Genomic DNA, 25,108 nt, shown 5'->3' on the forward strand with positions numbered 1-25,108 from the left:
GGAGCTCTCTCTTGTCTAAAAAAGACTACTATTCACTTTTAAACGTTGCCCGCTCAGCAACTGCGGATGAGATCAAAAAAGCTTACCGCAAGCTCGCGATGCAATATCACCCGGATAAAAATCCCGGCGATAAAAAGGCTGAAGAAAAGTTTAAAGAATTCTCTGAAGCTTACGAAGTGCTCAGCGATCCCAAAAAGCGCGAGATGTATGACCAATTCGGTCATGCCGGCGCACAAGGTGGATTCGGTGGAGCTGGCGGTCCTTTTGGGGGCGCCGGTGGCTTTGGCGGATTCGGCGGTGGTGGCGGCGGTGCAGGCCAAGGCCAAGATCCATTCCAAGATATTTTCGGCGACGTATTCAGCGAGATCTTCGGAGCTCGCGGTTACAGTGGCGGCCCTGGTGCTGGCACTGGTGGTCCTCGCCGTCGTCAGCAAAAAGGGTCCGACCTTCGTTATACTTTGAATATCGCCTTTGAAGAATCTGCTCTCGGCACAGAGAAAGTGATCAGCTTTGTTCGTCAGCGCAATGGCAAAGACGAAACTGCAAAGCTCGCGGTCAATGTTCCTGCCGGCGTAAAAGAGGACCAACGTCTGAAGCTCGCAGGCGAGGGCGATAGTCCTGCTGGCGGCGGCGCTGCCGGCGATCTGTATGTCATAATCAAAATCCAAGACCATCCGCTATTTAAGCGCCAGGAAAACGATATCCTGATGGATCTTCCTGTCACTTACACGGATGCTATTCTTGGGACTTCTGTGGAAATCCCGACTTTGTCTGGCAAAGCGGTGATTCGTATTCCTCCGGGAACGCACACAGGACAGACCTTCCGGTTAAAGGGCAAAGGATTCCCTAAAATCGGTGGTTTTGGTTCCGGAGACATGATGGTTCGCCTGATTGTCGATACGCCAGAGAAAATTAGTAATCGACAAAAAGAACTGCTCGAAGAACTTTCGAAAGCCGGCGATGAAACGCCGTTGGTAAAGGCCTTTAAAGAGAAGGCAGCAAACATCATGAGGAATAAAAAATGAGAAAAGGATTTCTAATTCTCTCTGCGCTGAGCTTGGCAGCGTGTGCCGGTGTGCAAACCAAAAGACCGGAACTTCAAGGCCAACAGCAACCACCGCAAAAAGGTCGCCCAGGCCAAATGCCGGTGATGACACAGGTGCCTGCTCCAGGCGGAAAGCAGGTCGGCGGCATGGGCCAGCAGCTTCCGCAGCAGCAACGCACAAACGCTGCGCGTGTGCGTGAGCTCGAAGCAGCCGGCGATTATATGCAAGCCCTTAAAGAGAGCGTGAACTTTTCTGTCAGCGCAACCACTCCTCAAGAACAAGAATCTTTCAGACTCAAAAGTGTTGAAATCGTTGAAGGCAAATTGAATCAAGAGCAACTTGAAAAAGTCGCGCGCGATTCTGATTTTGGCTTTGCTCGCGGTTACGCTCTTTTCCGTTTGGGTGAAATGTCGCTTGAAGACCGCGACAAAGAGCGCGCTAGAAAGTACTTCTCAAACGTTGGCGAGTTCTTACCGGGCAGTGATCTTGCTCTTCGCGCTCAGGATATTTTATCTCAACTTGAAAGCAGCAAATTTGTAGAATCTAAAACTATCGGTGTGGTTCTTCCTTTGACGGGCAAAGCCGCCTCGGTTGGTCAAAAAGCTTTGCGTGGCGTAGAAATGGGTCTAGGCCTCAACAACCCAGGCTCGGGCTTCCGTCTGGCTGTCATGGATAGCGAAGGCAATCCCGACAACGCACGCCGTGGCGTGGAACGCCTGGTAAAAGAAGATAATGCGATCGCAATTGTCGGTAGCCTTCTCAGCAAAACCGCTCCAGCCGTGGCCTCTAAAGCAGATGAGTTGGGTGTTCCCACCATCGGTCTTTCACAAAAGTCCGGTTTGACTGAGCTCGGCCCAACTGTTTTCCGTAACGCACTAACGAGCGAAATGCAGGTACGTTATCTCGTTCGCACCGCGATGGAAGACTACGGGATGAAACGTTTCGCCATCGTTTATCCAAACGATCCTTACGGCATTGAGTACACAAACTTATTCTGGGATGAAGTCCTTGCACGTGGTGGAACGATTGCTTCTGCACAGGTTTACAATCCAAAAGAAACAGACTTCCGTTATGTGATTCAACGTCTTGTCGGCACTTACTACATTGAAGGCCGCGTAGATGAGTACAAAGCCCGTCTCGCTAAAATGAGTGAAGACTCTGACAAGAAAAAGAAATCCGTCCGGACCTCTCACGAAGAAGAAGTTTTACCACCCATTACAGATTTTGATGCTGTATTTATTCCAGACAGCGCAAAGGCTATGGGTCAAATCGCCGCCTTCCTTTCGTTCTCAGGCGTTAAGGGCGTAAAGCTCATGGGGACCAACCTATGGAATACCCCAGGCCTAGCTAAACGTGCCGGGAACTTCGTTAATAACCTTATTTTTGTAGATAGCTTCCTCCCTGCGACGGCGACTCATTCCCGCTTCGTTCAGGAGTATAAAGCGCTCTATAACGAAGAGCCTTCCCTGATTGAAATCCAAGCCTATGACTCCGCTTTGATTTTACGTCAGCTGGTCGCTCAAGGTGCGGCTACGCGTGAGTCTTTGACTCGTGAGCTGAGCTCGTTGAAAAAATTTCCAGGCGCATTAGGCACCCTGAATATGACTCAGGATCGCGAAGTTCAACGCCCTTTAATGGCACTGACGCTTGAAAAAGGCGAAGTTGTTCCATTAAAAATTCAAAAATAATTTTTCCGCTAACCGGCCCCCTAGGAGCGACTGTCCTAGTCCTCAACAGTGTGAATGAACACACTGAATCATTAGAGAGGGGGCCTTATGAACACGCATTTATCACCACAAACAATCGCAGAGTGCAGAAAAAAATTGATCTCGATGAGACAAGATTTGCTCAATCGTGTTCGTATGGCACAACTCGACTTTGGGCATGTTGAGAAAAGCAGTGGTGACGAGGTTGATCAAACCGTTGCTCAACTTGCCGAAAATCATTTTCTCATTGCGCAAGAAAGAATGCGCACACAGCTCATCGAAATAGACCAAGCGCTTGCACGTATTGAGAATGGCACTTACGGAATCTGTGAAGAAACCGAAGAACCAATCGAAACAGAACGTCTTTTCGCAGTGCCATGGACTCGTCTCAGCATTGAAGGTGCTGAAATTCAAGAAGCTATGACACGCAAGTTCGCGCGCTAGGAGGGCTTTTCAAGCCCTCGCGAGGCGTTAGGATTGTGCTGAGAGTTTTAGCACTACACTTTTTTTTGATGACACCAAATCATTCCTTCGTAAGATGCACTCAGTTTTCGGCCAAGGATCATCCTTAAGTTTTTTGTTTTGAAGTGATTCATTCAGTGAGCTTACGAAGGGGGTAAAGATGAACTCAACCGAACTCAGCGCAATCAGAGAGTCTCTCCTTTCACAGAAGAGTGCTATTCTGAACAAAACGAGCGAGTTTAAGCAAGAGCAGTCCAAGACTGTCACGGTATCCGATGAGGCCGAGGCTGCTTCCATAGATTTATCAAACAACATCTCTATTCATTTGCATGAAAGAGATCGCACTTCATTATTCATGATTGAGCGTGCTCTCGGAAAAATTTCCGAAGGGACTTACGGCCAGTGTGAATGTTGCGGCGGTTCCATCAATCCTCGACGTCTTCAAGCTAGACCTTTTACCACTATGTGCATTGAGTGCATGGAGGACCAAGAGGATCTACGTAATTCCTACCAACAATAGACCTGTTTAGCTCTCATTGGATGAGGACTTCTGACATGGATGTCAGTCTTGATTTTACTGATTTTCCATAGATCTAGCCGTTTTTTCCTTAAAGCCTTTTTAAAGCTGCTCCGACAAGTATTTCAGACAGAAACACTTATTTCCCGCCTGGAAGCGGAGGAGCCACATGAGCTTTGACGAAAAAGTACTAGAGATCCCGCAGACACTTCCCATGTTGCCAGTTCGCGATATCGTTGTATTTCCTTACATGATTATTCCACTCTTTGTGGGACGTGAGGCTTCGATCCGCTCTGTTGAAGAAGCATTGGCTAAGAATCGCCTGATCTTCTTGGCTTCACAAAAAGATATCAACGAAGAAAATCCAACTCCAGAATCAATCTACACAGTCGGTACTGTGGCGATGATCATGAGAATGCGTAAGCTTTCTGATGGCCGCGTAAAAATCTTGATTCAAGGTGTGGCTAAAGCACGTGTTAAAAACTACGTGAAGACAGCCCCAAGCTTTGAAGTTGCCGTTGATAAAATCGACGAATCACAATTCCAAGTTCCTGCATCTGAATCAGAAGCTCTGATCAGAACTGCAAAAGAACATATCGAAAGAATTATCGCTTTAGGTCGTCCTCTTTCTCCGGACATCCTTTTGGTTCTTGATGATGTCAACGATCCAGGTCGCGTAGCAGACCTCGTTGCTAGTAACTTGGGTATCAAAGTTCAAGACGCTCAAAAAGTTCTTGAGACTTCTGAGCCAAAAGAAAGACTTAAAATCGTCAACGAGCTTCTCGCTGCAGAGATTGAAGTTATGCAAATGCAAGCTAAGATCCGCACGAATGCTAAAGACGAAATGTCTAAAACTCAGCGTGAATACTTCTTGCGCGAGCAAATGAAGGCTATAAAGAACGAACTCGGCGAGCAAGACTCGAAGTCCGAGGAAATGGAAGAACTCCGCGAAAAAATCGTCAACGCGGGTATGCCTCCAGCAGTAGAAACTGAAGCTTTGAAGCAAATGGCTCGTCTTGAGCGTATGCATCCAGATGCAAGTGAAGCAACAATGGTGCGCACTTACCTCGACTGGATGGTAGACCTTCCATGGTCTAAGAAAACTGAAGACGTTCTTGATTTGGCGAAAGCTAAAGAAATCCTTGATGACGATCACTACGATCTTCAAAAAGCAAAAGATCGCGTTTTGGAATTCCTCGCGGTTCGTAAATTAAAACAATCTATCAAAGGTCCTATCCTTTGCTTCGCGGGTCCTCCTGGTGTAGGTAAAACTTCTCTTGGTCGCTCAATCGCGAAATCAATGGGTCGTGAGTACTTCCGTATCGCTCTCGGCGGCGTGAAAGACGAAGCTGAAATCCGCGGTCACCGTCGTACTTATGTTGGTGCAATGCCAGGTAAAGTGATTCAAGCACTTCGCCAAGCTAAAACTAACAACCCAGTGATCGTTCTCGATGAAGTTGATAAACTCGGTTCTGATTTCCGTGGTGACCCATCAGCAGCAATGTTGGAGGTTTTGGATCCAGAACAAAACTCAACTTTCCGCGACAATTACTTAAATGTTGATTTCGATCTTTCAAACGTATTGTTCATCGCAACTGCGAACGTGTTGGAGAATATCCCACCAGCTTTGCGTGACCGTATGGAAATCATCAACATCCCTGGTTACACAGAGAACGATAAGTTGTTGATCACTAAGAAACATTTGATCGACAGACAGATCGAAGCCAACGGTATCACGAACGAAAACATCAGCTTTACTGATGAAGGTATCAGATACTTGATCGGCGGCTACACTCGTGAAGCAGGTCTTCGTAACCTCGAGCGCGAAGTCGGTTCTATCTGCCGTAAAGTGGCTAAGATGGTTGTGATGAGCGAAACTAAATTCGTAGAGGTAAATGCTACGACTGTTCCAGAACTTCTTGGCCCTCCACGCTTCTTGCGTGAAGACAAATTGCCAGATTCTCAAGTAGGTATCGTACAAGGTCTTGCTTGGACTCAGGCTGGCGGTGAAGTTCTGCACGTTGAAGCCCTGAAAATGAAAGGCAAAGGCGGCTTGATGCTGACTGGCCAATTGGGTGACGTAATGAAGGAATCTGCTCACGCAGCAATGAGCTATACAAAAGCTCACATGGAAGAACTCGATATCCCAGCTGACTTCTTCGAGAAGTTTGATATCCACGTTCACTTGCCAGCAGGCGCTATCCCTAAAGATGGTCCTTCAGCAGGTATCACTCTGACAACAGCTCTTGTGAGCTTGATGACGGACACTCCTGTTCGCCATGACATCGCAATGACTGGTGAAGTAACACTGCAAGGCCGTGTACTTCCTGTCGGTGGTATCCGTGAAAAATGCTTGGCAGCTTTGAACCAAGGTATCACGAACGTGATCGTACCGTTCGCGAATGCTAAGGACCTCACTGATATTCCTAAGCAGTTTAAAGATAAAATGAATTTCATCTTGGCTGAAAACCTCGATGAAGTTTTCGCGGTAGTCTTTGACAAAAATGCCAAGGGAGTTAAGAAAACTCCTGGCGGCAAAAAAGACGGCAAAAAGCCAAAAGCTCCAGCAGCTGCAGCTTAGTTGTTCACTGGCCGATCCCCTTGGGCTCGGCTCCCGCAACATCGCTCCTCCCTAAGAGCAATAAAAAGCCAGGTCTAGTACCTGGCTTTTTATTATTAACAGACTAAACAAGTTTAGTCTATGGCCGATATATATTACATGAAAATTACCGATCAAAATGTTATCGTAGAGTTCCGAAAACGCCTTCAAACAACTCAGTATTGCCGATTTAATTACAGTGAGCGCCTTAGAGAGAGTGGGAATTCAATTCAAACTTTGATTACTTTCTATTCTCTTCTCTCTGCTTTAATTTCCACTCTCTCATTGGCAAATGTTTTAACATTAAATAATCTTCCAGCTGCTATCTCCGCCTTTTTTGGAGTCGCGATCGCTACGGCTTCCTCAGTACTCAGTAGTGGAAAATATCAAGAACGTTCTTCGAAAGCATTAGACTGCGGGAATAGTATTGGAGAACTAATATCAAATATCGATGCCTATGCAAATAATGATAAGCTGGAAGTTCCAATCGATGTCTACAATAGTTTAAATAAGAAGTATTACGACCTGCTAAAAGAGTATGAAAATCATAACGAGATCGATAAGCTCGCTTCAGATTTAAATAACAAAAGTAAAGAGATAAAAAACTATCTGAAAATTAATTCTGTTGGCAAGTGGTTTGCTAAGGATTTTTTTCTTATAGTCGCATTGTATTTTAAAGTAACTCTGAGCCTTATCTTGAAAAGGCGTCCGTATGTTCAGATTTTCTTTTTTCTTGGTGTATTGATTTTAGCGGCTGCAATTAAATGTCTTCAAGTTAAGTGAGGCTATTATGAGTTTTGTTTTTTTTAAGAAGAGAACTGCTTCTCAACTTAGAACTAAACACGGCTACCCGTCTGATGTGGCGGATATTCTTTATGAATACCTTATGCGGGTCGGCAGAAAGCGTGTAAACCGCAGTGCTCTCAGAAAAATTCTGGAAGTTTGCTTTTTTGCTAGTATGCGTACCGAAGAAGGAAAAGAAATATCATTTACAGTTGTATATGCTAATCCTAAATCCCCCGACCCACTTCCACCCAAACGCGTTAGGCCCCATAGATGGACCTTTGTCTCCTTCAAGGACAAATCACCTTTTAATATCAAGAATATAGTCAAACTCTCAAGTGCAATTAATCCTGCGTTTTCAGCTGTTGCCGTTTTTGTAGATAAGAGCGGAACCCCAATTATCTGGGGCGCTACCGATCAAGAGGTTGTATATAGACGATCTGTGAATCACGATCGCAGTGGATCTTTCGGAAGACCAGGAATTTTTCAAGTTGAAGTTGAAGGGCCTGGAATAATTTCCGTTTATGACGGTAATGTCTTAGTTACGACTTTACGCAATCAAAGCATAGTCTCAGAGTTTCACAATGTTTTTGAGGAAGGACCCATTTTTAAGAAGCTTGTTCCTTATATACAAGATTTTGCAATTAAAGTTCATTCTAGAATTGAAAAACAATCTATCGATCTAGAATACGATTGGATACCGGACATACGGGATGCTTGGCTGTCTGTTTTCCGAAAAGTTCTACTTCAAATTCGTCGAACTCGACATGGTGGCGCAATTATTCTTAATCCTACAAATCGGAAAGCAAATCTTCATATAAAATACGACTTAAGATATGATCGACTGAATAAGAATCTCCAAGATAAGGTATTTAACTATATCTTAAGAAATGAATATGCCGAGGAAGTCCATCATCGATACACTAGCCAAGACTCCAACGCTATGCCAGTCTCTCTTTATCTAAATGAGTCAGTTGCTAATGATGCCTATGAAGACAATCAAGAGGCAGAAATTGGTTGTTTAAATTTCATCTCCTCAATGTCGCGAGTTGACGGCGCCATTTTGCTTTCTAAGGGTCTTATTACTAGCGGTTTTGGAGTTGAAATTCGTGAGCGTCGAGAGGCAAAGAGTGTCTATTTAGCATCGAAATCTGATCCAAAAGCCCGACACCTCAAGAAGCTTGATCCAACGCAATTTGGAACGCGCCACCGCTCAATGATTCGTTACTGCTACTACAATCCTTCAGCTGTTGGTTTCGTTATTTCGCAAGACGGTGACGTGCGAGTCATGACTCGGGTTGGATCAAAGCTACTTGTTTGGGAAAATATTCAAGTTGAAGATATTATCTCCGGGAGAGATCCTATCGAATTAGACTAATTTCACTTAGAATATCCTGCTTTAGAGCTTCTATTTTTCGTTGTAATGATAAACATCAGTGAGCCGGCCCTGCTCATCATAGTAATAAATCGTTGTGGTCTTGCCTTTTGTATCTTGGATCGATTCGACGGTTCCATTATTTCGGTAATTTACGCTTTGAAAAGTTCCGTTGGCTTTGCTTTCATACGATACTTCGGTGAATGGCCGGTCATTTTCAGGTGCCCGGCGAGTCACTTTATCACCGCCCGGGTATTCGATTTGTTCTACCGCGGTATCGCCGCTTCTTTTCCACTGAACGACGTGACCATCATCGAAAGTATCGTATTCATATTGCTCAAGACCCTGATCGTTCATGCCAACGAAAACCGGCTCTGCTTTTGGAGGTGTATTGAAAGTCCCCACTGCCTTTAAATAATCTAGAATCATCTTTTGCTGAGGTGATTGATCTAGGTAGGTAATTTCAGAAGGAGTAATCCAAGAGCCCTTACTCGCCTCTTTCTTTTTTGGAGAAGCATCAATGGCTTTCGTAGCAGGTGCTGTTGTGGGCACATCGGATTTTGCGACTTTCGTAGCCGTCGCTGACGGTTTTGGCTTTTCAGAATCTGATTTAGAAACCGGCGCGGCTGTTACCGTATTGGAAGTGACTTCCGGCGCCGGTTCTTGATTGGCTTGGTATCCACGGAATACCAGCCAAGACATGGCCAAAACCACGAGTGCTAACGACCCTAAAAAGAAGAATCGCATTTTGGCCGACATGGGAGGGGTTTACTTTTTATCAAGAACAAAAACTTTGTCTTCACCGCTCTCTTTAGTGGTAAAGAGCTGGGCTTTTGGGAACTCTTCTTTCATGTACTTGAGCTCCTCTTTCACGTCACCACGAACGGTGCGCTTCAGACATTTGAAAGTTTTGTTTTCTGAGCAGATAGAATCGTAAGTAGAGTTAAATTCCTCAGAACCCTCTTTGGCCTTCAGAACTTTACCGCAGTCTTTAAGATCGCCCGTTTTGCAGTGATTTGCCTGGGCAGCTACACTCAACAATAAAATTGCACTTACCAAAACAGATTTCATAGGTTTTTCTCCTATTGTTTAAATCCTTTGAGTCTTTCGTTTTCGCTTTCAAGAACACGCACCAAAGTTTTCAGATCTGCGACCTCATCTTTGAGCATCAACATCTGTTCTTCTTTTTCTTGGAGGATTTGCGTGTAAGCTTTTTTGAGTTCGGTCAGAAGTTTATTAGCTGCTGTAAGGATCGGCTCGTCGTTTTTTGCCATAGCAATTTTATCTGAGATGTCCGGTTTAGAAGACGCAGAACTCGGAGCCGTTTGGTTTCCTTGATGAGCACCCACCTGTGCGAGGTCGCTTTCTAGGGAGGGGCGATGTACGCGCTGGTGGGTACTCATCGGTTCGTCGATAATAAAGTATTTACCATCTTCGAGCCTGTACTTAATATCTTCAGCTTTGATCCGACGACGTAGCGTGCTCACACTCACTTTGTACTTAGTTGAGTAGTCCATCAGGACCAACCAAGACTCATTCGTGTTGGGAGTTCTCTCCCCGTTAGGCATACTAGTCATCTTCACTCCGCCTATTCAGCTGTCTCCAGCTTGCGTAATCAGTTTTATCACACCAAGGTCGACTGTCAAATTTATCAGCCTTTTGTGTGATTACTCAGCCAATTTCTCGACCTGAGGCTGGGTATTCACACTGTTCACCCTAGACCATGGTCCTATTCAAGCCGCTGTTCCCGCGCTGATCAAGGGTTTTCGACCATTCTTCCGTTGAATATCTCATAATTAGTGGAATAATTTTCCCATGCGTATTCGAGAGAAAAAGAAGATAGCCCTAGTCTTGAGTGGAGGAGGAATTAAAGCCGCCGCCTTTCATATCGGGGTGCTTCTGGCCCTTAAAGAACTCGGTTTCAACACCGCTGGCGGGCAAAAAGAGATCGTGCGTCAAAAGTATCCCGACGATCTTCCGCTCACGATTCGCATGTATGTTGGCTCCAGCGCCGGAGCTTTTGTGGCTTCGGTTCTTGCAGCCGGCTACCCGATTGAATCTTTGATCAATGCTTTCCAAGTTGGTTCCGGAAATGAGCCCGTCTTTAATAAGGACGACATTCAATATCTGAAGCCGATGAGTTACCGCGACATTTTTAGCGTGAATGGGATGAATATCCTAAACCTCATCCCCGATACTTTTTTGCGCAAATCTTTGGTGGCCGGCGGGATTGAAACCTTCGTTAAGAATGGATTCAAACTCAACGGGCTCTTCACGACCAAAGGCTTGGAGAAATATCTCCGCAAAGAGGTGCTGATCGAGAACGACTTTGCCCGTTTGGGTGTTGAGTTGTTTGTGATCGGGACTCAGTTGAATCATACCCGTAAGGCGATTTTCGGGAATTTTCCTGAGGAATCAAAAAACGGAACCACTAAGTATATAGGATATTCCACCATCAGCGAGGCTGTTGCTTGTTCAGCTTCTCTTCCGCCGGTGTTTTCACCGTACGGAATTACTCGGCCTGACGGCAAAGAGATCTTCTATTTCGATGGCGAGATCCGCGATACTTTGTCGACTCACGTAGCGGCTGATCATGGTGCCGACTTAGTGATTTCATCTTACTCGGTCCAGCCTTATCACTATACTCCGGAAATGGGTTCGCTTCATAAGTACGGAATCCCGGTGATTATTAACCAAGCTCTGTACCAAGTGATCCAACAGAAAATTGCGAAGCATATCGAATACCAATCTAATATGCGCAAGATTTATCAGGAAGTAGATGGGTTCTTTAAAGAACATAAGCTTCCGGACGAGCTCCGCACTCAGTTATTAGACAAGGTTCGTGAAAACGGTAAGTTCAAACCGGGTGTTGACTATATATATATCCATCCTCGCCCGCAGAACTATGAGATGTTCTTCGTCGACCATTTTAGTTTAAATCCACAGATTCTAGCTCGAATTGTCAGAGTCGGATTTAAATCCGCTTATAATACTTTAAGACATCACGATCTGTAGTTGTCTAGGAAAGACCACAAGGTTTTGGGCATAAAAAAACCCGGGATAACCCGGGTTTTTCATTTCTAGCTTTAGCCAGAACTACATCAAACTCTTTTCAACAGCTGTAAAGATCGGGCCAGATACCAGGCCGAGCAATACGATACAAACTGCAGAAACAAGAACTGTTACAGTTGTTGCATTCAAAGAGTGACCCGCAACTTCTGCATCGCCCTCTTTCATGTACATTACAACGACTGGACGGAGATAGTAGTAAACACTGATGACAGAGCTCAACACACCCCAGATTGTTAGCCACAAGAGGCCTTCACCGATCGCTGCGTTGAAAAGATAGAATTTACCGAAGAAACCAACTGTCGGTGGGATCCCCGCCAAAGACAAGAGGAAGATTGTAAAGCAAAGTGCCAACAAAGGACGTCTGCTTGCCAAACCTGCCAAATCATCGACATTCACTACCGAATTCTCTGAACTTTCAAGCATGCTTACGATTGCGAAACAGCCCAAGGTCATCAATGCGTAACTGATCAAGTAGAAGATCACCCCAGAAGCACCAAAAGAACCAACATCGCTGACGCCTGCGGTGATAATACCCACTAAGATATAACCTGAGTGAGCAACACTTGAGTATGCGATCATGCGTTTCAAGTTGTTTTGCAAAATCGCTGCTACGTTACCAACGATCATCGTGATCACTGCCAACCACTGAAGAACGTCGAAAAGGTTTTGAGAACCTTCCAAGCTTCGAGTTGCAATGATTCTCAAGAACGCCGCAAACGATACTGTTTTCACAGCTGTTGCCATGAAACCAGAAAGCGGAGTCGGCGCACCTTGATAAACATCCGGAGTCCATGCGTGGAACGGAGCAATCGATACTTTAAAGCAGAAGCCCACGATCACGAACGTGATACCGAACAAGAACAAGCGGCTAGTCGCCACCAAGTTTCTTGCCGTTTCCAAGAAGTCCAAGATGTTTGTGCTGCCAGTAGAGCCGAAGATGAACGCCACACCGTAAAGGAAGATCGCAGAAGCGAAGCCGCCCAATACGAAGTATTTCAATGCCGCTTCTTTCGCGAGCTTTTCTTCGTGGCTCATGCCGATCATCAAGTACAAAGACAAAGACATTGTCTCAAGACCGATGAAGATCATCAAAAGATCGGCCGCAGAAACCAGGATCAACATACCTAAAGCTGAGCTCAGAGTTAAGAAAACCAACTCAGAAAACTGATTTCCTTTTGTCGCTGGATTTTCGTACATCAAAACCAAAGAACCCGCAGCCGCTGCGAGTGCGATGATGCCCATCCACTGAGTAATACCGTCAAATACAAGGCTATGCGAGAAAGCCGTTGCACCGGTCGCACCTGCAAAAATACCCAAAAGAACCGCTGCGATCACAAGCCCGATCAAGCCTTGGATCAAAGTAGACAAAGGATTCTGCTCGCGATTGCCTCTCAACACTTTGAGAGTGATCGGGATCAAGCTCACCAAGAAGAGCGCAATCATCGGCGAAATAAGAAGTAGATCGTTAATTGAGATATTCGCTTTCATTATTTAGTCGCTCCCTCTTGTGCTGCTGGAGTTGCTTGCTCTGTTGGAGCCGGAGTAGATTCCGACGCCGCTGCAGGCGCTGTTTCTGTTGCTGCTGGTGTAGCAGCTTCGGCCTGAGAAGCGCCGTAGATTGTGAGGCTGTAGCCAGAGCGATTTTGGATCAAATGCTCAACGCTGGCTTTAGACCAATCAAGGAACTGATTCGGGAAAAGACCCATCCAGAACACCATGATAACAAGCGGAACCATCACGGCGATTTCGCGCATATTAAGATCATGAAGTGGGTGATGATCATCTTTCACCAATTCACCTTGCTGGCCAAAGAATACACGTTTGAACATCCAAAGCATGTAAACCGCACCCAAAACAACACCAAGAACTGCAACATATGCATAAGCTGGCATCGCTTTGAAAGTACCGAGCAAGATCAAGAACTCGCCGACGAAACCGTTCGTCATTGGAACCGCGATCGAAGACAAAGTGATGATAAAGAAGAAGATCGTGAAGATTGGCAATACGCCTGCCAAACCACCGTACTTAGAAATCTCACGTGAGTGAGTTCTTTCGTAAATCATACCGATCAAGATGAACAATGCGCCGGTAGAGATACCGTGATTCAACATTTGGTACAGAGAACCCTGCAAACCAAACGCGTTGAATGCGAACATACCGATCAATACATAACCCATGTGAGAAACTGAAGAGTATGCCACAAGTTTCTTGATATCCGGCTGAACCATCGCGACCAGGGCACCGTAAACGATCCCGATCACACCGATCAACATGAACAACCAGGCCCAGTATTCAGATGCTTCTGGGAACAAAGGAATCACCCAGCGAAGGAATGAGTAAGTACCCATTTTCAACATCACGGCCGCCAAGATCACAGAACCTGGAGTCGGCGCCTCAACGTGGGCGTCAGGCAACCAAGTGTGAAGTGGGAAGACCGGAACTTTGATCGCAAATGCCAATGCAAATGCAAAGAAGAGCAATGTTTGAAGGCTGAAGAACTGACCGCCAACAAACGGGATCTTTAACTTATAGAACTCAAGCAAGCTTGCACTCATTTGGCCAGTTGCCTCTTGCGTGAGATACATCATATAGATCATCGCTACGAGCATCAAAACTGAACCGGCGAAAGTGAAGATGAAGAACTTCACTGTCGCGTAGATACGTCTTGCACCACCCCAGATACCAACCATGAAGTACATTGGTACAAGAGAAAGCTCCCAGAACACGTAGTAGAAGATCGCATCCATCGCCAAGAAAGTACCCAACATTGCTGTTTGCAGAACAAAGAGGCTAACGTGGAAGCCTTTTACGCGCTTATCAATCGATGTCCAGCTCGCAAGGATAATGATCGGCATAAGGAATGTCGTCATGATCACAAGCCACAAAGACAAACCGTCGATACCCATGAAGTAAGAGATACCAAAACGCTCGATCCACACATGTCTTTCAACGAGTTGAAGGGCTGCGGAGCTTGCGTCGAATCTTTGCAGAATGCTAAGGCTCAAGATGAATTCGATAATCGCAAAACCGAAAGCCAAAGGACGAATCGAGTTCGTCTTCGGCCAGAGGGCGATAATCAGGGCAAATAAAAGAGGCAGAAAAACAATCGCGCTGAGTAACATGAAATTACCTCATCAAAAGGATGGAGAGAACAAATACCAAGCCAATACCAATATACATTGCATATTGCTGCATATTGCCCGTTTGAAGTGAACGAACGAGAGAACCCCCGCCCTTCACAACATCGCTCACCCAGTAAGTGCATTTATCAATAAAGTTAACGTCTACGTAGTACCAAAGAACGCGGCTGAACTTAACCAACGGATTGATAATCGCTCCGAAGTAAGCTTCGTCCACGAAGTACTTGTGGTAAATAGCTTTGTAAACTGGACCCAAACCTTGCGCCACTTTTTCAGAGCTGCCTGGTTTGCGAACATACATTTGGAAAGCAACAATCGCAGAAACCGCCGCCAAACCAACTGAGATCGCCATAAAAGTCCACTCGAGGCTCGCATCATGATGACCTTCTGCCGCTGCTGGAACTTCTTTGATCAAAGGATGCAACCAGTGTTCCCAAACATTAGGGATGCCACCAAAGACTTCGCCGATTACGTGCGGAATGCCGATCCAACCGCCGATCACTGACAAAACGCCAAGAACGATCAACGGGATTGTCATCATCGCATCAGATTCGTGCGGATGAACATCCTTAGGAACACGGCTGCCGCCCCAGAAAGTCAGAGCCATCAAACGTGTCATATAGAACGCAGTTAAAGTCGCGCCCAACGCACCTGCCGCCCACAAAGCTGGGTGACCGTACGGAGAGGTAAATGCCTCCCACAAGATCTCATCCTTAGAGAAGAACCCTGCGAATGGTGGCATACCGATGATTGCAAGCCAGCCCAACAAGAACGTGAAGTGAGTGATTGGCATGTACTTCTTCAAACCACCCATCTTGCGGATATCTTGCTCTTCGTGCATCGCATGGATCACAGAACCAGAACCCAAGAACATAAGGGCTTTAAAGAATGCGTGAGTCATCAAGTGGAACATTGCCGCGCCGAAAGCTCCCACGCCGCAAGCCAAGAACATATAGCCAAGCTGAGAAACTGTCGAGTAAGCGAGAACCTTCTTGATATCCCATTGGGTCATACCGATCGTTGCCGCCATCACTGCAGTCGCAGCACCAATGATTGCAATCACAGCCATTGTATTAGGAGCAACAACAAACAAAGGATTCAAACGCACGATCATGTACACGCCGGCAGTCACCATCGTCGCGGCATGGATCAACGCCGAAACTGGAGTTGGACCTGCCATCGCGTCTGGAAGCCAAACATACAATGGAATCTGCGCGGACTTACCAGTCGCACCGATAAAGAGGAACAAAGTACCCAAAGTCACAGCACCCAACCAAGAGGCCTCAGCTGTGGTTGGCGCCAAAGCATTCAACTCGTGGAAGTTCAAAGTTCCGAAAGTCAGGAACAAGATGAACATACCAAGCAAGAAAGCCGCGTCACCCACACGGTTTGTAACGAAGGCTTTCATACCAGCCGCCGCTTTTTCTTTGTCTGTGAACCAGAAACCGATCAAGAGGTAAGAGCAAAGACCTACGCCCTCCCAACCAACGAACATCACAAGCAAGTTGCTACCGAGAACGAGGAGCAACATATTAAAGATAAAGAGATTCAAGTACGCGAAGTACTTAGCAACGCCTTTATCGTGGTGCATGTAGCTGATCGAGAACAAGTGGATCAAAGAACCAACGCCCGTAATGATCAAGATCATGATCGAGCTGATTTCATCGACAACAAAAGCCGCATCGATCTTCAGGTTGCCGACCGTGATCCACTCAAAGAAGGTGACTACGATACGACGGCTTTCTTCCGGTGAGCTAACAACGTCAGCTACCAAAAGAACCGCCGAAATGAAGGAGATGAACACAGCTGCCGTGGCGATTGAGCCCGCAACTATGTAGTTGTGCTTTTTATAACGGAAGCCATTGATCAAAAAGCCGATGAACGGGCTGAGGATCAAAATCGACATCAGGATGGTATGATTCATTGGCGATTATCCCTTCAGGTGCTCGAAGAAGCGGATGTTCACTTCTTTATAACGTTTGAAAATTGAAACCGCGATAGCCAAACCAACCGCAGCTTCAGCCGCAGCGATCGTCATCACGAAGAACACAAGAACTTGGCCATCGAGTTTATCGAGGTACTTGCTGAAAGCGACAAAGCTGATATTTACAGCGTTCAACATCAACTCGATAGACATCAAAAGAACAATAATGTTTCTTCTGATAAGAACCCCAGCCATTCCGGTTACGAAAAGTAATGCAGAAAGAACGAGGTAGTGATTCAAACCAACATTGGTAATGATATCAGTGCTTGGCATGTGTTCCACCTTTACTGCGCGCAAGACCTACAACTCCGATTGCGATAACCAAAAGCAAGATGCCAAGGGCCTCGAAACCAAGAATATATTTTGTAAATAAGAGAACTCCGAGGTTGTGAGTTGTATCAACACCCGCCACAACCGCTTTTGCCGCTGGCTTTTCGGCAAACTCGATGCTCATGCTAAATGCACCAGCAAGGAATCCTGCCAAAGTACCGATCGTTGCGATCTTTAATAAACCGCTGATCTTACCGCGAGAGAACGTTCCCAGCTCCGTCTTTAAGTCGAAAAGCATCAGAACCATGACGAAGAGAACCAACACCGCACCGGCGTAAACGATCATCTGAACGCCCGCAATGAAGTATGCGCCTAAAGTAGCGAACAACGCGGAGACGCCCACCATTGTCATCGCCAAGCAAAGGGCTGAGTAAATCGGATTAGAAACCAAAACAACAGCAAGACCACTGATCAGGGTCACCGCTGCTAACAACCAAAATAAAAAACTATCTGCTGTCACAATAAACCTCTACCAAACTTGTGAAACTGCGAAAATGACTAACGCTGAAAGGATGGTGTTAGCCAACGCCCAAGGGAGCATTGTTTTCCAGCCCAAATCCATCAATTGATCGTATCTGAAACGCGGCAAAGTCCAACGAACCCAAATAAAGATCCAAAGGAAGATTCCAAGTTTAACAGTGAACGAAATGAAGTGGATCAAAGATGTCAAAGCGCTCGCGCCGTTAGCAGTGCCAACGATGCCCAAGGCCCATTGATAAACTTGCTCAGTCGTTGTCCAAGGAATGTTGTAACCGCCGAAAAAGAAAGTTGCCATCAAACCTGAAGCAACCATCATGTGACCGTACTCACCGATGAAGAACAGCAACATTTTGAAGCCGCCGTACTCCGTATGAAAGCCGGCAACCAATTCCGCTTCGCCTTCCGCCAAATCGAATGGCAAACGGTTTGATTCGGCGAAAGTTGCCGCAAAGAAAATCACAGCTGCCAACGGTTGATAGAAGATACCCCAGTTAGGCAACCAGCTCGTTGCGATCGTGTTACCGAAAGCATGGAACACCATCGTGCCCTGCTGAGCCGCGATCATTTCGCTCAAGTTGAACGTGCCGTACATCATGATGATGCCCACGATTGAAAGACCGAGAGCCAATTCGTAACTGATCGTTTGGGCACTCGCACGCAATGCGCCCATCAGAGCGTATTTGTTTCCAGATCCCCAACCCGCCATCAAAATCGTGTAGGCCGCCAAGGATGAAACACCCAAGATGAACACGATGCCAACGCCGATATCATAGCCTTGAATTGCAAACGTGTAGTTATCCCATTTGAGCGGAGAGCCCATCGGAATTGCCGCAAAACCCAAAGTACCAGGAATCAAGGCGAAGACCGGAGCCGCATAGAAGAGCAACTTAGTTGCTGCTTTCGGGCTGAACTCTTCTTTCGTGAGGAACTTCACCGCATCGGCAAGAAGCTGCATCAAACCCAAAGGACCCACGCGATTTGGACCGAAACGGTTTTGAATGAAGCCAGATCCGCGACGCTCAAGCCATACAAGGATAGGAACCGCTTGAACCATCAACAAAAACACAAGAACAAGCTTAATACAGTTAATCGTTATTTCGAATGCATCAGAACCCATGATCTAGTCCCACTCCAAAGCTTTTGATTTGATTTCCCAGAAAAGTCCAAAGATGAAAACAGCGATGAAGATCATCATGGCGATCAAAGCGTAAGCGCCGATTCCGGACGCCATCATTTCTTTGAAGCTCGTTGCCCATGGATACATGAAGATGATCTCGATATCGAAAAGGATGAAGAGGATTGCAGTAAGATAGAATTTTACGGAAACGCGTGTTTCCTTTTTTTCTTGTCCAGGGATACCGCACTCATATGGCGCCAGCTTTACTTCGTCTTGAAATTTTTTGCCGCCGCACAGGCGACCCAAGTACAAACACAAGCAGCCAAACACCGCTACGAACACAGTGATAAATATAACTCCGCCTAATGGCACAGCTTCCTCCCCTTATTGACACGTTATTGAGAATAATCCTTTATACTCATGCCTTGCGTGAAATCCAAGAAATATGAATGGAAAGATCACCTAACTAGTGGCAACATCACACAAAAATGAAAACAGAGTTAGTCCATACAAGACTCGAGACTCTTCTAGAAAGAGCCTTTGAATCTAAAAAAGCAAAAATTCAGGTTGTTGGAAGCTCCTCCGAGTTGCCGCTTTCTTTCTTTTTGTCTCAAACTTACTCTAAGCAAATTAACAACTTGCCGCATCTAGTAATCACTGGCAGTCATCACTCCGCAGAGGAGTTAGAGCGACTCATTCGCTTCTTTGATCCGCAAAAGAGCTGCTACATATTTAATCATTTCGACGTTTCACCTTACTCGGGTCTTTATCCAAACGCGCGTTCCATTGGGGACCGCTTGCAGTTTCTCTACCGAGCTCAACATGCGAAGCCCGGGGAAATCTTCATCACCTCAATTCAAGCGCTGTGTCAAAAAACGATTCCTTTCAAAGAACTTAAGGATCACACACACATCTGGAGTTCAGGAACCGAGCTCCCAGACAATATTGCTAATTTTTTAAACAATCTTGGCTACCAGTCAGCTCCAATGGTGGAGGACTCCGGTCAGTATGCTTTGCGTGGTGGGATCATCGATATCTTTTCGCCGGCGCAAACTCGCCCGGTTCGTATCGAACTTTTCGGCGATCAAATTGAAAGTCTGCGATTCTTTAATCCGGTTGATCAGCGAAGCCAGGAAGAAATCTCAAAAGCGGCGGTGGTTCCTGCTCGCGAAATTCTTTTCCGCGATGATTATCACGAAGAGCTGTTGAAAAACTTCCGGAAAACTCTTGAAGGCCGCAAAATCGACAAGGGTGAATCCGAAGAACTTCTGCGTTCACTTGTTTTGAAAAACTATTTCCCAGGTACAGAGTTCTTACTTCCCTATTTTTATAAGAAGCTCGCAACTGCTTTTGATCATTTTAATTCATCGCTCAATATCTGGTTGCTCGATCCATTAGAGATATCTCGTTACGCAGATGATTTGATCGCAGATATGAAGCAGGATTTTGGCAACTCGGATACAGCTGTCATCCGTCCTGAAATCAAAGATCTCTATACTCCTTTTGATGAACTCGAACTTCCTTCGGATTCCCGGCAGATTTATTTTTCAAAGCTTGAATATCTCGAAGAGGAAAACTCAGATTCGGTAAAGATCGAGTATCGTGCGGCACCGGTAACGGACTTCTCTAATATTAGCCTTTCGTTCTCGCCGAGTTCGGACCCGTGGCTGCAGGCTGCGAAAACAAAACTCGGTCGCTGGAAAGAGGATCGTTATAAAATATTTGTCGGTATTAAAAACCAATCGCAGATGGAAAGGCTTGGCCACATCATCGAGCGCTTAGATTTTAAACCGATCAAGTGCGACGCCAATGAGTATTTGTGGGACACTTGGATCCAAAACCAAGATTCTTCTGGCAATATTATTCATCTGATTCCACGCTACTTGCCCGAAAGCCTCCGCTTAGAAGAAGAGCAGATCATCTTTTTGCGCGAAGAAGACTTCTTCGGCCGCAAACAACGTGTAACGGAATCAAAAGGTTCTGAAGATTTCCAAAAGCAAGCAAAGCGTTTGAGCTTCGGTGATTTGAAGCCGGGCGATTTGGTTGTCCACGTCAAACACGGAATTGGTGTTTATGAAGGACTTAAAATCATGCCTATTAACGGCATTGATTCAGAATTCATTCAAGTAGGCTACAAAGATAAGGATAAACTCTATCTTCCTGTATATCGCGTTGGCCAACTTCAAAAGTATTCGGGGGCTTCACAAACGACCATTCTTGATAAGCTTGGCGGCGTTGGTTGGGAAAAAACCAAAACCAAAGTTAAGAACCAGCTTCGCGATATTGCTCACGATCTTTTGGCGCTTTATGCAAAGCGGGCCGAGATTGAGCGCATTCCAATGCCAATCAATGAAAACGAGTATGAACTCTTCGAAAATGGTTTTGCTTATGAAGAAACCGAAGACCAGCTGCGTGCCGTTCGTGACATCGCCAAGGACTTCGCATCAACAAAGCCGATGGATCGCCTGATTTGCGGCGACGTGGGCTTTGGTAAAACCGAGGTTGCAATGCGTGCGGCTTTCTTTGCGGTACAAAATCGCAAACAAGTTGCAGTCCTTGCGCCGACAACAGTTCTCGCATTCCAGCACTTAGAGACCTTTAAAAAACGCTTCCAAGGTTGGCCAGTTGAAATCAAAGCCCTGAACCGCTTTGTGACAACGGCTGAAGCAAAACAAATCACAAAGGGCACGGCTGAGGGCAAGGTCGATATCCTTATCGGAACACATCGAATCCTCAGCAAAGACGTGAGCTTTAAAGATCTTGGCTTACTCATTATCGATGAAGAGCAAAAGTTTGGTGTTACTCACAAAGAGAAGATTAAAAAAATGCGCACGAACGTGGATTCAATCACGCTTTCAGCGACGCCAATTCCGCGCACACTTAATATGAGTCTTGCGGGTGTTCGCGACCTGAGTTTGATTAATACAGCTCCTGTCGATCGCCTGCCGACAAGAACATTTGTTTGTAAGTTCGATGAAGAAACTATCCGTAAAGCCATCGAGGCCGAAATCGGCCGTGGCGGTCAGGTGTATTTCATCCATAACCGCGTGCAAAGTATTTACGGTATCGCCGATGAGATCCGCGCAATTGTTCCAAAGGCCCGCATCCGCGTCGCCCACGGGCAAATGAATGAAGACGAGCTCGAAAAAACAATGCTGGAATTCTTCCATCACGAGATCGATGTCCTCGTTTGTACGGCGATCGTTGAGTCTGGCATGGATATCCCGCGCGCGAACACCATGTTCATCGACCAGGCTCAAATGTTTGGCCTGAGTCAATTGTATCAATTGCGCGGACGTGTTGGCCGAAGTAAAGCCCGTGCTTATTGCTATTTGATGATGCCGCGAGATCGCAAACTCGAAAAAGACGCACAAGAGCGCCTCAAAATCATTCAAGAAAACTCGTCTCTCGGTAGCGGTATTAAAATCGCACAGTATGATTTAGAGTTGCGTGGTGCCGGCAATATGCTTGGCGATGATCAATCAGGTCACGTCAATGCTGTTGGTTACGAACTCTATATGGAGCTTCTGCAAGAGGCACTCGCTGAGGCTAAAGGCGAAGCCGTTGACGATATCGAGCTTGATCCAGAAATCAACTTGCGCATCCCCGCAATGATTCCAGATAAGTACATTGCCGATATCCGCATTCGTCTCAGTTACTATAAAGCATTGGCTGACATTAACTCTACGGATGATTTAGATCGTATCGAAGAAGAGCTCAAAGATCAGTTCGGCGAAATTCCAGAGCCGACATTGAATTTGATGGGCGTGATGCTCATTAGAAAACTCTGTAAAGATCTCGGTGTACGTGATCTGAGCGCGGGAGTAAAAACTGTTTCTTTGATCTTTACTGAGAAGACCCCACTGAAACCAGAGACCGCTATTCAGCTCGCAATGCGCGAGAATAAAAAATACGCCATCACGCCTGATAACCGTTTAAATATCCGCATGAACACTATTACTTGGGCGAATGTTTACGAAGAACTCGAGTATCTCTTAAAACAAACTTAGAACTCGAGGCGAATGCCTGCACCAAACATGAAATCCGTGCTGGTATCAGGGTCTTCTGAATTAGAACTTGGTTCGTACTTAGACATAAAGACATCTAAATAAGTATTTTGCAGGCTGTATTCGGAAATAGTTCTCTTCGAATAAGAGGGATCGAGCCAATCCAACTGAAACAAAAGCCCCATTTGATAGTAAATCGTATCAACGGCATGGCTATATCCAACATCATCCGCTTTTTCTTCAATGCCGAGGTTCTGATAGCCAATCGTTCCGTAAGGAACAACATACGGTTCATTAAACATATTATCTGCCAAGTAGCTCACAGAACCGCGAACCTTTGTGAGTGTCAGTGTTCTCTTTACACCAGAGGCATCGTCGGAAATCGAACCATAACCGTAACCGACAGTCGCAAGAAGAGATCCTAGAATGAAATTGTACTTATAACTGAAATCGACATTCACGAGAGGAAACTCGGTTTCACCGAACATCTCTTGGTAGAACGTTTTGAAGTCCGCAATAGAGACATAGCGATCGAGCATCACGTTCTCATAGCCGGCATCAAACATAAAACCATTCGTTTCACGGCGTTGTTTGTACGGAGCTTGAACGTTGACGGGGTAGTGAAGTTCCACGAGGTCGCTGGCTGTGCGATAGTCCTCGACGGGAGGAGCGTCCTCTTCCGCAGCCACGGCAGTGCTTACGATCAAGGTCGTAATAAGACAGACCAAGGTCGCTGTCAGCAAATCGTAAGCCTTAAGACGTAAGTTCATTTTCTTCATAACCACGCATTCTCGCCTGTAGTGGGAGGACGAAACTGTTATTCTTATTCTATGGAAGTTTGTTTCCGCGGTGTTATTGGTTTTTTAATTTTGCTTCTATTTCCCGCCTTTGTGACAGCTCAGACACCTCCATCAGTAGAGGAAATGAGTCTCGATCAGAAGGTGGGCCAGCTCTTTTTGATCGGCTTCCCACAAACAAGTGTTGATCCGCAACTCGAAGCGTTTGTAAAAAAATATAAAATCTCTTCTTTCATTCTATTTAAGCGAAATATTTCTTCTCTCGCGCAAGTTGCGCAGATGAATTCAAAATTGCAAAATCTCGCTCTGGAATCGACGAAAACGTTACCGTTTATTGCCGTCGATCAAGAAGGTGGGCAAGTTGCACGCGTTCCTACTCGCCCACCGATTCCGAGTGCAATGTCGATTGGTCAAACTCAAGACTCCGCCCTTGCGCTTTCTCTCGGCCAAGAGACCGCAAAGATCATTCGGATTCTCGGTTTCAATATGAACTTAGCGCCGGTGCTTGATATCAGTAGCCCTGAAAGCGATAGTTTTATCGGTCTCAGATCCTTCGGTTCAAGTGCTGAGAACGTCAGTTCTATCGGCGTTTCCCTCTCAAAGGGCTTGCTTGATGAGGCTGTAATTCCAACTGCAAAGCACTTTCCAGGTGTTGGCTCGATCAACGATGATCCACACAAAAAGACTGTGGAGTACAAAGCTTCTGCCGAAACGCTTTATGAACGAGATTTAAAACCCTTCGAAGAGTTTTCAAAACTCGGCAGCAATACAGCGATCATGCTCTCGCATTTTAGCTATCCGACTCTAGATGCAACAAAGACGCCGGCGACTCTTTCACCTAAGATCATTAAAGAGATTCTGCGCAAGCAGATTGGCTATAACGGTCTTGTAATTACAGACGATATTCAGATGAAGGGGCTCTCTGAAGTTAGCAATCCCTATGAGGCTGGCCTTCGCGCCCTCAAAGCTGGTGCAGATATCATCATGATGACTTGGTCCTTCAAAGACCAGGCAAAGGCCATTGAGCACGTCAAACAGGCCGTCGTAAAAGGCGAGCTCCCTATGGCGGAGCTCAACGAAAAGGTCGCACGTATTCTCGCAGTTAAAAAGTATCTCCACGATAAAACGCCCCAACTCGGTGGAATTAAAAGCCCGAGCGTCATCGCTCTTTCTACCAAAAAACTTCGTGAAATCGAGTCTCGCATTCTTGATTTCAATATCAAAGTGGCAATGCAAAAAGCAAAATCAACCACAGGCGATGATCGCGCTCCGGCCGCTATTCCTGAAAAGTCGATCTCTAGTAAAAAGCCTATCTGTGTCTTTTCGCCCATGACGGAGTTCATCGATTCGTTTAAAAAGTCGAATCTCCCGATGATGGCAATCAAAACCACAGCGAAAACCAAGCCGCAAAGCCTTGTCAACTCGATGGCCAAGGCCTCTTGCAGCTACGGCGTTTACGCGGTCTACGGCCGGAAAACCGCTGTGGTATTAGAAAATCTGCCGAAGGCCATCGCGAAAAAATTCTTAGTTGTAAACCTGAATACGCCCAGCCTTATTCCTGACTCCGAGAAGTTTCTCAATGTAGTAAATCTCTATTTCCCTCATCCAGAGGCGGGAAAAAAAGTCGCTGACAATCTGCGCACATTAGCCAGGCGAGGAGCGATTGGAGACTTCGCCACCAACGAATGACAAC

The 25,108-nt window shown here is 45.9% G+C and carries 21 protein-coding genes; 10 read left to right on the forward strand and 11 right to left on the reverse strand.

Annotation, left to right across the window (positions count from 1 at the left end; all coding sequences use genetic code 11):
- Nucleotides 1–11: 11 nt before the first annotated feature.
- The 7 genes from JSU04_01955 (at nt 12) to JSU04_01985 (ending at nt 8,491) form a co-directional block, all read left to right on the forward strand.
- The gene (locus JSU04_01955; GenBank protein ID MBS1969038.1) at nt 12–1,025 is read left to right on the forward strand and encodes a DnaJ domain-containing protein; all 1,014 of its coding nucleotides are present in this window, start codon (nt 12–14) and stop codon (nt 1,023–1,025) included.
- Nucleotides 1,022–2,734 (forward strand): penicillin-binding protein activator, encoded by a 1,713-nt coding sequence (locus JSU04_01960; GenBank protein ID MBS1969039.1) that lies wholly within the window; start codon nt 1,022–1,024, stop codon nt 2,732–2,734. Before JSU04_01955 ends, JSU04_01960 begins: the two co-directional genes overlap by 4 nt.
- An 87-nt stretch (nt 2,735–2,821) precedes the next feature.
- Complete coding sequence (locus tag JSU04_01965; protein MBS1969040.1) at nt 2,822–3,196, forward strand: TraR/DksA family transcriptional regulator; 375 nt, start codon at nt 2,822–2,824, stop codon at nt 3,194–3,196.
- A 178-nt stretch (nt 3,197–3,374) separates the two neighbouring features.
- Nucleotides 3,375–3,734: a TraR/DksA family transcriptional regulator gene (locus tag JSU04_01970; protein ID MBS1969041.1), complete on the forward strand. Its 360-nt coding sequence runs from the start codon at nt 3,375–3,377 to the stop codon at nt 3,732–3,734.
- A 166-nt stretch (nt 3,735–3,900) separates the two neighbouring features.
- Nucleotides 3,901–6,312 (forward strand): endopeptidase La, encoded by a 2,412-nt coding sequence (gene lon, locus JSU04_01975; protein ID MBS1969042.1) that lies wholly within the window; start codon nt 3,901–3,903, stop codon nt 6,310–6,312.
- Between the two features lie 138 nt (nt 6,313–6,450).
- Nucleotides 6,451–7,113, forward strand: coding sequence for an SLATT domain-containing protein (locus tag JSU04_01980; protein MBS1969043.1), 663 nt, complete (start codon nt 6,451–6,453; stop codon nt 7,111–7,113).
- Nucleotides 7,114–7,120: 7 nt separating this feature from the next.
- Nucleotides 7,121–8,491, forward strand: a complete 1,371-nt coding sequence (locus tag JSU04_01985) for a hypothetical protein (GenBank protein MBS1969044.1) — start codon at nt 7,121–7,123, stop codon at nt 8,489–8,491.
- Between the two features lie 30 nt (nt 8,492–8,521).
- On the opposite strand, the gene JSU04_01990 is transcribed toward JSU04_01985, so the two are convergent.
- From JSU04_01990 to JSU04_02000, 3 genes are read right to left on the reverse strand one after another with little or no spacing between them, the layout of a single operon-like run.
- Nucleotides 8,522–9,247 (reverse strand): hypothetical protein, encoded by a 726-nt coding sequence (locus tag JSU04_01990; GenBank protein MBS1969045.1) that lies wholly within the window; start codon nt 9,245–9,247, stop codon nt 8,522–8,524.
- 9 nt (nt 9,248–9,256) lie between these two features.
- Nucleotides 9,257–9,559 carry a hypothetical protein gene (locus JSU04_01995; GenBank protein ID MBS1969046.1) on the reverse strand — a complete coding sequence of 101 codons (303 nt, stop codon included), beginning with the start codon at nt 9,557–9,559 and terminating at the stop codon, nt 9,257–9,259.
- Nucleotides 9,560–9,570: 11 nt separating this feature from the next.
- Nucleotides 9,571–9,975: a hypothetical protein gene (locus JSU04_02000; protein MBS1969047.1), complete on the reverse strand. Its 405-nt coding sequence runs from the start codon at nt 9,973–9,975 to the stop codon at nt 9,571–9,573.
- A 328-nt stretch (nt 9,976–10,303) separates the two neighbouring features.
- Between JSU04_02000 and JSU04_02005 the strand changes: the two genes are divergently transcribed.
- Nucleotides 10,304–11,503 carry a patatin-like phospholipase family protein gene (locus JSU04_02005; protein ID MBS1969048.1) on the forward strand — a complete coding sequence of 400 codons (1,200 nt, stop codon included), beginning with the start codon at nt 10,304–10,306 and terminating at the stop codon, nt 11,501–11,503.
- Nucleotides 11,504–11,584: 81 nt separating this feature from the next.
- Here JSU04_02005 and JSU04_02010 read toward each other — a convergent pair whose 3' ends face one another.
- From JSU04_02010 to JSU04_02040, 7 genes are read right to left on the reverse strand one after another with little or no spacing between them, the layout of a single operon-like run.
- Nucleotides 11,585–13,048, reverse strand: coding sequence for an NADH-quinone oxidoreductase subunit N (locus JSU04_02010; protein MBS1969049.1), 1,464 nt, complete (start codon nt 13,046–13,048; stop codon nt 11,585–11,587).
- Nucleotides 13,048–14,682: an NADH-quinone oxidoreductase subunit M gene (locus JSU04_02015; protein MBS1969050.1), complete on the reverse strand. Its 1,635-nt coding sequence runs from the start codon at nt 14,680–14,682 to the stop codon at nt 13,048–13,050. Before JSU04_02015 ends, JSU04_02010 begins: the two co-directional genes overlap by 1 nt.
- 4 nt (nt 14,683–14,686) lie before the next feature.
- Entirely contained in the window at nt 14,687–16,624 is a 1,938-nt protein-coding gene (gene nuoL / locus JSU04_02020) for an NADH-quinone oxidoreductase subunit L (GenBank protein MBS1969051.1), read from the reverse strand.
- Between the two features lie 6 nt (nt 16,625–16,630).
- Nucleotides 16,631–16,957 (reverse strand): NADH-quinone oxidoreductase subunit NuoK, encoded by a 327-nt coding sequence (nuoK, locus tag JSU04_02025; GenBank protein ID MBS1969052.1) that lies wholly within the window; start codon nt 16,955–16,957, stop codon nt 16,631–16,633.
- A complete protein-coding gene (locus tag JSU04_02030) occupies nt 16,944–17,474 on the reverse strand; it encodes an NADH-quinone oxidoreductase subunit J (protein MBS1969053.1) in 531 nt (176 codons plus the stop codon). Before JSU04_02030 ends, nuoK begins: the two co-directional genes overlap by 14 nt.
- Nucleotides 17,475–17,483: 9 nt before the next feature.
- Nucleotides 17,484–18,611, reverse strand: a complete 1,128-nt coding sequence (locus JSU04_02035; GenBank protein ID MBS1969054.1) for an NADH-quinone oxidoreductase subunit H — start codon at nt 18,609–18,611, stop codon at nt 17,484–17,486.
- Between the two features lie 3 nt (nt 18,612–18,614).
- Nucleotides 18,615–18,983: an NADH-quinone oxidoreductase subunit A gene (locus JSU04_02040; GenBank protein ID MBS1969055.1), complete on the reverse strand. Its 369-nt coding sequence runs from the start codon at nt 18,981–18,983 to the stop codon at nt 18,615–18,617.
- A 116-nt stretch (nt 18,984–19,099) separates the two neighbouring features.
- On the opposite strand from JSU04_02040, the gene mfd reads away from it, so the two are divergent.
- Nucleotides 19,100–22,621 carry a transcription-repair coupling factor gene (gene mfd, locus JSU04_02045; protein MBS1969056.1) on the forward strand — a complete coding sequence of 1,174 codons (3,522 nt, stop codon included), beginning with the start codon at nt 19,100–19,102 and terminating at the stop codon, nt 22,619–22,621.
- On the opposite strand, the gene JSU04_02050 is transcribed toward mfd, so the two are convergent.
- The gene (locus tag JSU04_02050) at nt 22,618–23,397 is read right to left on the reverse strand and encodes a hypothetical protein (protein MBS1969057.1); all 780 of its coding nucleotides are present in this window, start codon (nt 23,395–23,397) and stop codon (nt 22,618–22,620) included. The two genes, mfd and JSU04_02050, sit on opposite strands and share 4 nt — an antisense overlap.
- A gap of 144 nt (nt 23,398–23,541) precedes the next feature.
- On the opposite strand from JSU04_02050, the gene JSU04_02055 reads away from it, so the two are divergent.
- Entirely contained in the window at nt 23,542–25,104 is a 1,563-nt protein-coding gene (locus tag JSU04_02055) for a glycoside hydrolase family 3 protein (GenBank protein ID MBS1969058.1), read from the forward strand.
- Nucleotides 25,105–25,108 lie beyond the last annotated feature (4 nt).

The organism is Bdellovibrionales bacterium, from assembly GCA_018266295.1.
Lineage (GTDB): Bacteria > Bdellovibrionota > Bdellovibrionia > Bdellovibrionales > Bdellovibrionaceae > JACMRP01.

Coding starts and splice junctions, on each gene's coding strand:
- JSU04_01990 (MBS1969045.1), bottom strand. CDS start 9,247: ATGTCGGCCAAAATGCGATTCTTCTTTTTAGGGTCGTTAGCACTCGTG.
- JSU04_01965 (MBS1969040.1), top strand. CDS start 2,822: ATGAACACGCATTTATCACCACAAACAATCGCAGAGTGCAGAAAAAAA.
- JSU04_01995 (MBS1969046.1), bottom strand. CDS start 9,559: ATGAAATCTGTTTTGGTAAGTGCAATTTTATTGTTGAGTGTAGCTGCC.
- JSU04_02050 (MBS1969057.1), bottom strand. CDS start 23,397: ATGAAGAAAATGAACTTACGTCTTAAGGCTTACGATTTGCTGACAGCG.
- JSU04_02055 (MBS1969058.1), top strand. CDS start 23,542: ATGAGTCTCGATCAGAAGGTGGGCCAGCTCTTTTTGATCGGCTTCCCA.
- JSU04_01980 (MBS1969043.1), top strand. CDS start 6,451: ATGAAAATTACCGATCAAAATGTTATCGTAGAGTTCCGAAAACGCCTT.
- JSU04_02010 (MBS1969049.1), bottom strand. CDS start 13,048: ATGAAAGCGAATATCTCAATTAACGATCTACTTCTTATTTCGCCGATG.
- JSU04_02035 (MBS1969054.1), bottom strand. CDS start 18,611: ATGGGTTCTGATGCATTCGAAATAACGATTAACTGTATTAAGCTTGTT.
- nuoL (MBS1969051.1), bottom strand. CDS start 16,624: ATGAATCATACCATCCTGATGTCGATTTTGATCCTCAGCCCGTTCATC.
- nuoK (MBS1969052.1), bottom strand. CDS start 16,957: ATGCCAAGCACTGATATCATTACCAATGTTGGTTTGAATCACTACCTC.
- JSU04_01985 (MBS1969044.1), top strand. CDS start 7,121: ATGAGTTTTGTTTTTTTTAAGAAGAGAACTGCTTCTCAACTTAGAACT.
- JSU04_02015 (MBS1969050.1), bottom strand. CDS start 14,682: ATGTTACTCAGCGCGATTGTTTTTCTGCCTCTTTTATTTGCCCTGATT.
- JSU04_01970 (MBS1969041.1), top strand. CDS start 3,375: ATGAACTCAACCGAACTCAGCGCAATCAGAGAGTCTCTCCTTTCACAG.
- JSU04_01960 (MBS1969039.1), top strand. CDS start 1,022: ATGAGAAAAGGATTTCTAATTCTCTCTGCGCTGAGCTTGGCAGCGTGT.
- lon (MBS1969042.1), top strand. CDS start 3,901: ATGAGCTTTGACGAAAAAGTACTAGAGATCCCGCAGACACTTCCCATG.
- mfd (MBS1969056.1), top strand. CDS start 19,100: ATGAAAACAGAGTTAGTCCATACAAGACTCGAGACTCTTCTAGAAAGA.
- JSU04_02005 (MBS1969048.1), top strand. CDS start 10,304: ATGCGTATTCGAGAGAAAAAGAAGATAGCCCTAGTCTTGAGTGGAGGA.